Below are 10,746 nucleotides of genomic sequence, written 5' to 3' on the forward strand. Positions count from 1 at the left end.
GCCCGCGCGGTGGCGAGGGAGCTGCACACACGGCTGACGGCGTCGGGCCATGAAGCGGTGCGGCCCGACGCCGCCGTGGTGTCCGTACGCGCGCCGTCGCCGGATCAGGCGGTCCGGTGGGCTGCCAACTGCCGGGCGGCGGGTCTCGCCGTCGGCTGTTTCCGCCCACCGTCCGTGCCCGACGGTGTCTCGCGGTTGCGGTTGACCGCCCGCGCGGATCTCACGGAGGGGCAGATCGACCGAGCCGTGGGGATCATCGGCGATACGCGACCGTGAGTCGGCGTCCCGGCCGAGCGTCGCCACAAGCGGAAGTACGAACGCTGTCGGTGGTGGTCACCGCAGCGTGGTGATGAATCCCTCCCAGGCATCGGGGTCGAACAGCAGGGCGGGCCCTGCCATGTTCTTCGAGTCGCGCACGGCCACCAGGCCGGCCCAGCGGCCGGACCGGGGACGGGCCGTCTCCACACAGTTGTTCATCCCTGTACTGCGGCTGCTGCGCAGCCATCGCACTCCGCGCAGTTCGGTACTGGTGGGTACGTTCCGAGGCAGAGCGGACATGGTGCCTCCTTACGCGCCGGCGGCTAGCCCGGCGATGTAATCCAACGAGTCCTCGGGCGAAAGGGCGTGGATCTGAAGGGTGTTGAAGGCCTCGACATACGCCTTGAGGTCTTCTTTCCGTTCGAGGTAGAGGCTACTCGTCAAGTGGTCGAGAACAACCACGTCCAGATCGGAAGTGCTCGGAAATGAGAAGATTACGAAAGGTCCGGTGACGCCGATGTGCGCCCCGGCAGTGAACGGGAGTACCTGCAGTCGCACCTGAGGCAGCCGCGCCGCCTCGACCAGACGGGCCAGCTGCCGGGCCATGATCTCGGGACCGCCCACCTCGCGTCGGAGAACGCCCTCGTCGAGCACGGCGCTCAGCTCCATCGGCGGCCTCCCGCGCAGAACTTCCTGCCGCGCGAGCCGCACCTCCACGAGCGCGTCGAGTTTGTCGTCTTCCAGCCCCTCCACCGCGGCCCGTGTCACCGCCCGCGCGTACTCGGGGATCTGCAGCAGACCCGGCACCACCGAGGTCTCCAGCGTCCGCATCCCCCCGGCCTGCGACTCCAGACTGATGAAGTCCCGGTACGTCGGCGGTAGTACGCCCCGGTACGCGTGCCACCAGTTGTGCCGCCCGCCACCGTCCTCGGAGCCCGCGAGCGCGAGGAGTAGCTCCCGTAACCCGGTGTCCTCGATCCCGTACGCGTCCAGGAGCTTGCGGACGTCCGCGGGCTTCACCCCGCTGGCGCCCGTCTCGATCCGGCTCACCTTCGACTGGTGCCAGCCCACGCGATGGGCCGCCTCGATGCTCGTGAGCGCGGAACGGGTGCGCAGGACACGCAACTCGGCACCGAGCTTGCGGCGGCGCACCGCCGGACCGTACTGCATGGGATCCTCCTTCCGCCCGGCGCGCGAAGTCGGGGTGACGACAGAGGATGGACGAAGACCCCACCCGAATACGGTCGGCCGTCGGATAGTTCACCGCTTCGAGCGACAGATATATGCACATCTTGGTGGATCGCCCCTCGTGACAGCCCAGGTAGTGGCAGTCTGGCGCGAAGCACCAGTCCGGGACCGTAGTCGAACCATCCGCTCCCTGTCGGACACCGGTCCCGTGGGAAAGGGACGCCTCGCCATGGCAGATCACCTGGAAGCATCCGTCACTCTGCCGAGCGATCCCGCCTCGGTGTCCGCGGCCCGGAACTACGTCGCCACCGTGCTCGCCGAATGGGGCCTGCCGGGTGACACCGACATCGCGGACACCGTGCGCCTGATCGTGTCCGAACTCGCCACCAACGCCGTCCAGCACACGCTGGGTCAGTCGCCCACCTTCACCGTGGACCTCGCGCTCGACCGGGACGAGCGCCTGCGTATCGGTGTCACCGACAGCCATCCACGCTTTCCGAAACGTCTGCCGGCCGCCGTCCAGCAGGACAACGGCCGGGGCATGGTCATCATCCGCTGGCTGACCGCCGAGTTCGGCGGCAGGCTGAGCGTCAGACCCACCCGGGAGGGCGGAAAGACGGTGGCGATCGAACTTCCGTGGACGGCCCCCGTACAGCCGGTCACCGCAGGCGGTCCGCAGGAGACCTGACGGGCTCTCCTGCGCGGCGGCCGCCGACGTCGGCGTGGTGTCGTGGTCGGAGGGGCATCGTGGTCGGAGGGGCATCGTGGTCGGAGGGGCGTCCCACCGGCTTCGGGAGCACGGCCCACAGGATCAGGCGCGCGAGGAGCGTGGCGGCCCCGGCGGCGATCCCGGCCTTCCGGTCGACCGTCACGTCCACGACGAGCAGGACCGATCCGGTGGCGGCAGGCATCAGCACGATCAGGCCCGCGGTGGTCGGCCGGGAGGAGGCCGCCTGCGCGATGGCGGGCTCGACGTTCTGCTGGAAGAGCGAGCGGTGCAGGGCGGCCGTGACGGTGAAGGGCGTCGCCGCGAGGACCGTCGGCGGCAGGGGCACCACGTAGGTGGCGCGCTGTACGGAGTCAGGGCCCGGGAGCGCGGTGTGAAGGCCCGGTGTCAGCAGGAACGCGAAGAGGATCCGCACCCCGGTCCGGGTGACCGCAACTCGTGGAGCGGCTCGGAGAAACCGAGCGGTCGACGCGTTCGAGGGGGTGTGTCGTTATGTGCTTCGAGGGGGGTGTCTCGTTAGGTGCGGGGTGGGCGCGTTCTTCGGCCATGGGTGAACGTAGCCACTTCCGGCCGTGACACGCCCGTCGGGGGCGGCGGAGAGCCCCGCCGCCCCCGACGGTGAGTCAGCGGACCCGGCCGTACCAGACGCTCTTCGTCCAGAGCTTCTGCAGCTTGACGACGTCACCCGTCTTCGGCGAGTGCCAGATCTTTCCCTTCCCCGCGTAGATCCCGACGTGGTACACGCTCGATCCCGAGTGGAAGAAGACGAGGTCTCCGAGTTTGCGGTTGCCCGCGGAGATGTGCTTCGTCTTGTTGTACTGCTGCTGAGCAGTACGGGGCAGCTTCTTGCCCGCCTTCTTGAACGAGTAGAGCGTCAGCCCTGAGCAGTCGAACCTGCCCGGGCCCGTGGCGCCGTACTTGTAAGGGGAGCCCTTCTTGGAAGCCGCGACCTTGAGTGCCTTCGACGCCACGGTGGCGGCCTCGGCGCCGGATGCGGCGCCCGGTACCACGATGCTGCCGCTCACTGCGGCGATGGTGAGAGCCGAGGCCGTACCGGCCCGGGTCAACAGCGACGGGACACGATTCAGCGCAGTCATGCGCAACCCTTCGTCAGCCGCCTGTGAAGGATGACCTGTCGGATTCGGGCTGGCGAAGTTGCCCGGCCGCTGACGCGGCTTCACCCCAAGGGCTGCTCGGCGCGGTCATGGCTTGACCGTTCCGGCGACCCGTCGTGCTTGGGTCCTCCACTCCTGCCGATGCACTTCTGTCGACCGGTCATCCGGGCGGCGGCAGGACTCGGCGTCCACCCGGATCGCCCCGCCGCTGCGGCGGGGGCTTGTCGTCAGGAAGGGATCTTGGCGCACTGAAGTCCGAAAATCCCAACGGAACCGGGGATTTGTGGTCTTACTCACCACTCGCCCGTTCGGGTGGACAGGGTGTTTTCGGCAAGTGTGTCCCAGTGGTCGAGGAGGTCCGCACCAGCAATGGAATGTGGCGTTCCGGCCATGTACCAGGCGTGTTGCGCAACTTCACAGGTCCTCACGACGTATGGGCCGATGGGTCGATCGCGGTAGGCCGTCCGGAGGGCGCGAAGGCCGGACCGGACACTCCGTCAGTAGTACGGAGAGCGACCCGGGATCGGTTCAGGCGGGTGAGTCCTCCGGCTCCGGCGGCAGTGCCACCCGGCCGGCACGTCGCTCGCCGTCGAGGACCCGCAGGGCGCGCGCGAGTGTCGGGGCGTGCACCTCGTTCTCCCCGCGCCTGTGCATCAGTTCGAGCGCCTCGCGCAGAGCGGTCGCCTTGGCGACGAGCGCCTGCGCCGCCCGCAGCCCGCTGTAGGTGTCGCCCGGCCGAGCCGGATTGATCCGGCCGAGCAGATCGACCACGTCCAGATAGCAGTCGACCAGCTCCGCCTCGGCGCGTGTGAGCGCGGGCAACGGCGGCAGTTCGGGTGGGAGCATCAGCGCCTCACCTCGCGCCGGGGAGCGTGCGCGAGGTCTTGCGGCTCTGGATCACCTGGTCGGCCAGGCCGTACTCCACCGCCGCTCCGGCGTCCAGGAACTTGTCCCGCTCGATGTCGGCGCCGACCCGCTCCGGGCTCTGCCCCGTGTGCCGGACCAGCATCTCCTCCAGCTTCCGGCGGTTGCGCGTCAACTCCTCGGCCTGGATCACCAGATCGCTCGCCTGCCCCTCGATCCGGTCGGCCACCGCCGGCTGGTGGATCAGTACGCGTGCCCCCGGCAGCATGAACCGCTTGCCCGGCGTGCCCGCCGCCAGCAGCACCGCGGCGGCCAGCCCCGCCTGCCCCAGGCAGATGGTCTCCACGTCACAGGTGACGTACCGGATCGTGTCGTAGAGCGCCGTCATCGCGCTGAACGAGCCGCCGGGCGAGTTGATGTAGAGCGCGATGTCGCGGTCCGGCGACTGGTACTCGAGGTACATGAACTGCGCCATCACATCGTTCGCCGACGTGTCGTCGATCTGCGTCCCGAGGAACACGATCCGTTCCTCCAGCAGCTTCGAGTACGGATCCATCGTTCGCTGACCCGCACTGGTGCGCTCGGTGAACTCTGGCAGCACATGACGGGCCGACGGTTGACGGGCCGACGGTCGGTTCGCGGGCATGGGCACGCCTCCTCTGAGTGACTTCTGTACAGAATGTACAGGGCGTACGAGGCGATGGGGAGGGGGAGGGTCCATGGCTCCCCGGACCGGGGTGGTCCGGGGGGCCATGGGGTGCGGGTGGAGCGAGTTCAGTTGATTGCCGCGGGGGCCGGTCTGCCCGAGAAGGTGATCGGCGGCCAGCCCTTCGCGGCCGCGATCTCGGAGAGGGCGCTCGCTGTCGCGGCGGGCGTGACGACGTTCTCCTCCGGCGGCGTGTCGCCGTTCACTCCGCAGATCTCCACCGTGAAGCCGATCTTCAAGGAGTAGTGGGCGTCCTCTTCCTCCACGCTCGGGCCGGAACTCCCCGAGAACTCGGTGCCGGGCGGGAACTCCACCGCCGCCGCACTGCTCTCGGCGCCCAAGCTCACCGCCGTGGCCGCGTGTGCGCTCTCGACGCCCACACTCACCGCCGTGGCCGCGTGTGCCGTGCCGCTCGACGCGAGTGCCGCCCCCGCAGCCGCCGACCCCGAGTACCCGAGCAGTGAACGCCTGGAAAAGCCGGACGTCGCTTCCCCCGTTCGATTGTCATGGGCACCTCCTGGGGAGGTCGGCCCCGATCGTACGAACGGAGTGATCGCCGTGGGCCAGAATGGAATCTTCCGCTCAGGGCGGTGCGCGGCGCCCGGTCTAAACTGGACTCCATGGCCTACGAGATTCCGGTGACGCAAGCCAGGGCTGAGCTCGCCGATCTGATCAACCGCGTGGTCTACGGCGGCGAGCGCGTCGTTGTGACACGACACGGAAAGCCCCTCGTCGCCCTGGTCTCCGCCGCCGACCTGGAGCAGCTCGAAGCCCTCCAGGAACCCGCGGACGAGCCGGTGATCAGCGCCGTCTCCCGAGTCCGCGAGGTCGCCCCCTCGCCGAGGGAACAGCAGAGGTTCGGCATCGCGGCGGAGCATCGGGGGTCGGGGGCTTCGTAGGGGCCGCCTGTCCGCGGTCCGCGGTCCGCGGTCCGCGGTGCGGGGTCCGGGGCGCGCGTTCGGCGTCCCACGCTCGTTCGCGGACCCGTGTCGGCCCGTGTTCGTTCCCCGTTCGGTCCGTGCGTGTGGCCCCGCGTGCGGCGCGGTTGTGCCCGGCAGTCCAAAGGCCGTGCGCCCCGTCCGCTACAGCGGGGCGCACGGCCGTTCCGGGTGGTGGTGGTCGGGCTCGGCTCCGCGGCGGATCAGTGCGCCGGGACCGGTGCCGGGGCCGGTTCGGCGGAGGTCCGCTCCGTGGGCTTCGGACGGCGCTTGAGCAGGTCGCCCAGCAGGACGGCCGCCAGGCCGAAGGTCGCCCACCCGGTCAGGACGAGGGACGGGGCGAGGGCGGCGGCGCCGTCGAAGAAGGACACCGAGCGCAGCAGCGAGGCACCCGCACCCGGCGGGAGGAGCCGGCCGAGTGCGCCCGCCGGCTCGGGGAGCATCTGGGGTGCGGTGGATGCGCCCGCGAAGGGGTTGCCGAAGAACACGATGAGCAGGGCGCCCAGGCCGATGCCCGCCTTGCCGAACAATGCGGCGAGTCCGGCCACGGTGGCGCCGACCGCCAGGGTCGCCAGGCTCAACACGCCGGCCTCGACCCACCAGTGCCCGCCGAGCACGCCCAGCCAGCTGTCCGCGATCGCGGCGGCGGCCAACCCGACCAGCACGGCGGCCCCGACCAACGCGCCGGCCGCACGCCCCCGGCGCAGCCCGAACAGGGTGACCATGGCGCCGGAGGCGGTGCCTGCGAGGGCCAGCGGCAGCACGCTCGCACCGAAGGCCGAGCCCCGCGGGTCGTTCGGCGAGGTGGCCACCACATCGGTGGTCGCGACCCGGACACCCTCCTCGGCGGCCTGCTGGGTCACGGCCTGCTGCAGCAACTGGGCGACCATCGGGCTCGCGGCCGAGGCGGTGAGCAGCTTGGGTCCGGCCTGGGTGACGACCACCGCGCCGTATACGGTCCGGTCCTCGATCGCGTCCCGGGCGGCCGCCTCGTCGGTGTAGCGGTGGATCTCGAAGGCGCCCTCCCGCTGCTTCAGCTGCTGCTCGACCTGGGCGACGGCGGTGGCCGGTCCGGCCACACCGAGCGGAAGGTCGCGGGGCGCGGTCCGGGCGTTGGGCCAGGCGAAGGCCCAGAGCGCGAGCGCCGCGATGATCGGGATCAGGATGACGACCGCGACCATACGGCGATTCGGGGGAACCGGACGGGCCGGAGTCGATGTGCCGACGGCGGCGACGGCGGGGGTGGTGCCGGCGCCTGTGTCGGTGGCCTGGGCCGCGGTGGGTGCAGCGGACGGGGCGGACATGGCTCTCCTTGGTGGGGAGTGGGTGTGGGAGTCGCCGCAGTGGTCGCACGGCAACGGTGGGCGGCGGTGGGCCGTAAAAAGAAGGATCGTTCGTTTTCTTGAATCACCATGCTCTCGGCTCTGCGGCTTGTCAAGAAGGAACGTTCGTTTTACTTTTGGGCCATGCCCCGCGTATCCCAGGAACGTCTCGACGCCCGCCGCCGCCAGATCCTCGAAGCCGCCGCCCGCTGCTTCGCCCGTAACGGGTTCCACGCCACGTCCATGCAGGACGTGCTGAAGGAGGCCGACCTCTCCGCCGGGGCGGTCTACCGGTACTTCAGCGGCAAGGAGGAGCTGATCGCGGCGATCGTCGGGGAGGTCCTCGGCGAGCTGCGCGAGTCGTTCGAGGAGGCCGCGCTGCAGACCCCGCCGCCACCGCCGGACGTGCTGATCGGGGCGGTCCTGCGCCGGATCCTGCACCGGCAGCCGTCGTTCGGCGAGGCGGAGGAGTCCCTGTATCCGAGGCTGATGGTCCAGGTGTGGGCCGAGACGCTGCGCAATCCCGAGCTGCACGCGATCCTCGACAACGGGTTCGCCCAGGTCCGCAGGCCATGGATCAAGATCGTCGAGGGGTATCAGGACGCGGGGATGATGCGCGCCGACATCCCCGCCCTCAGCGTGGCGCGCACGATGGTCGCGCTCGCCCAGGGTTTCGCGGCCCAGTACGCGCTCTTCGGCGCCGTACCGATCCAGGTGGTGGAGCTGGGCGTGAAGGCGCTGATGAGCATGGAGGACAAGGACGCCCGGAGCTGAGCGGCACGTGCGTGGCACGTGCGTGGCACGTGCGTGGCACGTGCGCGGGACGTGCGTGGCACGTGCGCGGGACGTGCGTGGGACGTGCGTGGGACGTGCGTGGGGCGTCGGCGGACCGACCCGGTCCGGGGCGGGGCGACGCACGCGGATCACGGTCCGGTTAACGTTGCCGAAACGCCACCCAATTAGCCTGCGGCCACGCCACCAGGGAATGTGTCCGGTGGTGAGGCAACCGGACCCCGCACGGTCCGGAGCGAGGATGTGAGGTGGACGCCGTGCAACTGACCCCGCACGAGCAGGAGAGGCTGCTGATCCATGTGGCGGCCGACGTGGCGGAGAAGCGCCGGGCCCGCGGGCTGAAGCTGAATCACCCCGAGGCCGTCGCGCTCATCACCGCGCACATCCTCGAAGGTGCGCGGGACGGCCGTACGGTGGCCGAACTCATGGTGTCCGGGCGGCAGTTGCTCACCCGCGACGACGTCATGGAGGGCATCCCCGAGATGATCCACGACGTCCAGGTCGAGGCGACCTTCCCGGACGGCACCAAGCTCGTCACCGTCCACGATCCGATCGTCTGAGGGGCCTCGATGATTCCCGGAGAGATCCTCTTCGCCGAGGACCCGATCGTCTACAACGAGGGCCGTGAGGTCACCCGGCTCACCGTCCTCAACGCCGCCGACCGGCCCGTCCAGGTCGGCTCCCACTACCACTTCGCCGAGGCGAACCCCGGCCTGGAGTTCGACCGTGCCGCCGCGCACGGCAGGCGGCTGAACGTCGCCGCCGGCACCGCCGTGCGCTTCGAGCCCGGGATCCCCGTCGACGTGGAACTCGTCCCGCTCGTCGGCGCCCGCATCGTGCCGGGTCTGCGCGGGGAGACCGGAGGTGCCCTCGATGCCTGAGATCTCACGTGCCGCGTACGCGGACCTGTTCGGCCCCACCACCGGCGACCGCGTCCGGCTCGCCGACACCGATCTGTTCGTCGAGATCGAGGAGGACCGTTCCGGCGGGCCCGGACTCGCCGGTGACGAGGCCGTGTTCGGCGGCGGCAAGGTCATCCGCGAATCCATGGGCCAGGCGCGTGCTACGCGCGCAGAAGGCACCCCGGACACGGTCATCACCGGTGCGGTGATCATCGATCACTGGGGCGTCGTCAAGGCCGACATCGGCATCCGTGACGGCCGGATCACCGGTATCGGCAAGGCCGGCAACCCCGACACCATGGACGGGATCCACCCCGACCTGGTCATCGGCCCCGAGACGGAGATCATCGCGGGCAACGGGCGGATCGTCACCGCCGGTGCCGTCGACGCCCACGTCCACTTCATCTGCCCGCAGATCGCCGACGAGGCGCTGTCGTCCGGTGTCACGACACTGGTCGGTGGCGGTACGGGACCGGCGGAGGGCTCGAAGGCCACGACGGTCACCCCCGGCCCCTGGCACCTCGCCCGGATGCTGGAGGCGATGGAGCAGTACCCGCTGAACATCGGCTTCCTCGGCAAGGGCAACACGGTCTCGCACGAGGCGATGCTGTCCCAGATCCGGGGCGGCGCCCTCGGCCTCAAGCTGCACGAGGACTGGGGTTCGACCCCGGCCGTCATCGACGCCTCCCTGACCGTCGCCGACCGGACGGGCATCCAGGTCGCCATCCACACGGACACGCTCAACGAGGCCGGGTTCGTCGGTGACACGCTCGCCGCGATCGCCGGACGCGGCATCCACGCGTACCACACCGAGGGCGCCGGCGGCGGGCACGCGCCCGACATCATGACCGTGGTGTCCGAGCCGCACGTGCTGCCCAGCTCCACCAACCCGACCCGGCCCTACACCGTCAACACCGCCGAGGAACACCTCGACATGCTGATGGTCTGCCACCACCTGAACGCGGCCGTGCCGGAGGACCTCGCGTTCGCGGAGTCCCGTATCCGGCCGTCCACCATCGGCGCCGAGGACATCCTGCACGACCTGGGCGCCATCTCGATCATCTCCTCCGACGCGCAGGCCATGGGCCGGGTCGGCGAGGTCATCCTGCGGACCTGGCAGACCGCTCACGTGATGAAGCGGCGGCGGGGTGCGTTGCCGGGCGACGGCCGTGCGGACAACCGTCGAGTACGTCGCTATGTCGCCAAGTACACGATCAACCCCGCCCTCGCACAGGGGCTCGCCCGCGAGATCGGCTCCGTCGAGACGGGCAAGCTCGCCGACCTCGTCGTCTGGGACCCCGCGTTCTTCGGCGTCAAGCCGCAGCTCGTGATCAAGGGCGGGCAGATCGCGTACGCGCAGATGGGCGACGCGAACGCCTCCATCCCCACCCCGCAGCCGATCCTTCCGCGTCCCATGTTCGGGGCCATCGGGCGGGCGCCCGCCTCGAACTCGTTCAACTTCGTGGCGCCGCTCGCCATCGAGGACGGGCTGCCGGAGCGGCTCTCGCTGGGGAAGCGGTTCGTCGCCATCGAGTCGACCCGTGGGGTCACCAAGGCCGACATGCGCGAGAACGACGCGCGGCCCGAGGTGCGCGTCGACCCCGACAGCTTCGCCGTGCACATCGACGGGGAGTTGGTGGAGGCTACGCCGGCCGCCGAACTTCCCATGGCGCAGCGGTACTTCCTCTTCTGATGGCCGAGGTGGGATGCGTGATGGCCGAGGCGCGATGCCCGGTGCTCGGGGCGCGATGCCTGATGTTCGGGGTCCGGGTTGTCTAGGGCCGCGCTTCTCGTCCTGGCCGACGGCCGGTTCCCCGCCGGAGGGCACGCGCACTCCGGCGGGGCCGAGGCGGCCGTCAAGGCCGGGCTGATCACCGGGGCGCGGGAGCTGGAGGCGTTCTGCCGGGGGCGGTTGCACACGGCGGGGCTGGTGG

The 10,746-nt window shown here is 70.3% G+C and carries 15 protein-coding genes, 1 pseudogene and 1 riboswitch; of the genes and pseudogenes, 8 read left to right on the plus strand and 8 right to left on the minus strand.

Features of this window, described 5'->3' with window-relative positions:
* A partial coding sequence (locus AWZ10_RS25780; RefSeq protein WP_159058335.1) for an aminotransferase class I/II-fold pyridoxal phosphate-dependent enzyme occupies positions 1–276 on the plus strand: 276 nt, incomplete at its 5' end.
* A 57-nt stretch (positions 277–333) separates the two neighbouring features.
* On the opposite strand, the gene AWZ10_RS25785 is transcribed toward AWZ10_RS25780, so the two are convergent.
* Together AWZ10_RS25785 and AWZ10_RS25790 are read right to left on the minus strand one after the other, a co-directional pair.
* Complete coding sequence (locus AWZ10_RS25785; protein WP_060892116.1) at positions 334–558, minus strand: DUF397 domain-containing protein; 225 nt, start codon at positions 556–558, stop codon at positions 334–336.
* Between the two features lie 9 nt (positions 559–567).
* A complete protein-coding gene (locus AWZ10_RS25790; protein ID WP_046708642.1) occupies positions 568–1,428 on the minus strand; it encodes a helix-turn-helix domain-containing protein in 861 nt (286 codons plus the stop codon).
* A gap of 247 nt (positions 1,429–1,675) precedes the next feature.
* On the opposite strand from AWZ10_RS25790, the gene AWZ10_RS25795 reads away from it, so the two are divergent.
* The gene (locus AWZ10_RS25795) at positions 1,676–2,134 is read left to right on the plus strand and encodes an ATP-binding protein (protein WP_046708641.1); all 459 of its coding nucleotides are present in this window, start codon (positions 1,676–1,678) and stop codon (positions 2,132–2,134) included.
* On the opposite strand, the gene AWZ10_RS25800 is transcribed toward AWZ10_RS25795, so the two are convergent.
* The 5 genes from AWZ10_RS25800 to AWZ10_RS25820 form a co-directional block, all read right to left on the minus strand.
* Positions 2,106–2,588 carry a DUF6328 family protein gene (locus AWZ10_RS25800; RefSeq protein ID WP_107417494.1) on the minus strand — a complete coding sequence of 161 codons (483 nt, stop codon included), beginning with the start codon at positions 2,586–2,588 and terminating at the stop codon, positions 2,106–2,108. The two genes, AWZ10_RS25795 and AWZ10_RS25800, sit on opposite strands and share 29 nt — an antisense overlap.
* A 208-nt stretch (positions 2,589–2,796) precedes the next feature.
* Positions 2,797–3,270: a C40 family peptidase gene (locus tag AWZ10_RS25805; protein WP_046709638.1), complete on the minus strand. Its 474-nt coding sequence runs from the start codon at positions 3,268–3,270 to the stop codon at positions 2,797–2,799.
* Positions 3,271–3,273: 3 nt separating this feature from the next.
* Positions 3,274–3,444: riboswitch (cyclic di-AMP (ydaO/yuaA leader) on the minus strand.
* Between the two features lie 372 nt (positions 3,445–3,816).
* Positions 3,817–4,134, minus strand: a complete 318-nt coding sequence (locus tag AWZ10_RS25810) for a hypothetical protein (RefSeq protein WP_046709637.1) — start codon at positions 4,132–4,134, stop codon at positions 3,817–3,819.
* A gap of 7 nt (positions 4,135–4,141) precedes the next feature.
* Entirely contained in the window at positions 4,142–4,798 is a 657-nt protein-coding gene (locus AWZ10_RS25815) for an ATP-dependent Clp protease proteolytic subunit (protein ID WP_060892117.1), read from the minus strand.
* A 128-nt stretch (positions 4,799–4,926) separates the two neighbouring features.
* Entirely contained in the window at positions 4,927–5,238 is a 312-nt protein-coding gene (locus tag AWZ10_RS25820) for a hypothetical protein (RefSeq protein WP_052769789.1), read from the minus strand.
* Positions 5,239–5,478: 240 nt separating this feature from the next.
* Here AWZ10_RS25820 and AWZ10_RS25825 point away from each other — a divergent pair, with 240 nt between their 5' ends.
* Positions 5,479–5,757 (plus strand): type II toxin-antitoxin system Phd/YefM family antitoxin, encoded by a 279-nt coding sequence (locus AWZ10_RS25825; RefSeq protein WP_037705200.1) that lies wholly within the window; start codon positions 5,479–5,481, stop codon positions 5,755–5,757.
* Positions 5,758–5,999: 242 nt separating this feature from the next.
* Here the strand turns inward: AWZ10_RS25825 and AWZ10_RS25830 are convergent, their stop codons facing one another.
* Positions 6,000–7,100, minus strand: coding sequence for an ABC transporter permease (locus tag AWZ10_RS25830; protein WP_060892118.1), 1,101 nt, complete (start codon positions 7,098–7,100; stop codon positions 6,000–6,002).
* Positions 7,101–7,262: 162 nt separating this feature from the next.
* Here AWZ10_RS25830 and AWZ10_RS25835 point away from each other — a divergent pair, with 162 nt between their 5' ends.
* From AWZ10_RS25835 to AWZ10_RS25855, 5 genes and pseudogenes are all read left to right on the plus strand, one after another.
* The gene (locus AWZ10_RS25835) at positions 7,263–7,892 is read left to right on the plus strand and encodes a TetR/AcrR family transcriptional regulator (RefSeq protein ID WP_046709867.1); all 630 of its coding nucleotides are present in this window, start codon (positions 7,263–7,265) and stop codon (positions 7,890–7,892) included.
* Between the two features lie 275 nt (positions 7,893–8,167).
* The gene (locus AWZ10_RS25840) at positions 8,168–8,470 is read left to right on the plus strand and encodes an urease subunit gamma (RefSeq protein WP_060892121.1); all 303 of its coding nucleotides are present in this window, start codon (positions 8,168–8,170) and stop codon (positions 8,468–8,470) included.
* A 9-nt stretch (positions 8,471–8,479) separates the two neighbouring features.
* Entirely contained in the window at positions 8,480–8,791 is a 312-nt protein-coding gene (locus AWZ10_RS25845) for an urease subunit beta (protein ID WP_037704926.1), read from the plus strand.
* A complete protein-coding gene (locus tag AWZ10_RS25850) occupies positions 8,784–10,505 on the plus strand; it encodes an urease subunit alpha (protein ID WP_060892119.1) in 1,722 nt (573 codons plus the stop codon). Before AWZ10_RS25845 ends, AWZ10_RS25850 begins: the two co-directional genes overlap by 8 nt.
* Positions 10,506–10,583: 78 nt before the next feature.
* Positions 10,584–10,746: pseudogene (locus AWZ10_RS25855) on the plus strand (urease accessory protein UreF); the annotation flags it as partial.

This window comes from Streptomyces europaeiscabiei (assembly GCF_001550375.1).
Lineage (GTDB): Bacteria > Actinomycetota > Actinomycetes > Streptomycetales > Streptomycetaceae > Streptomyces > Streptomyces europaeiscabiei.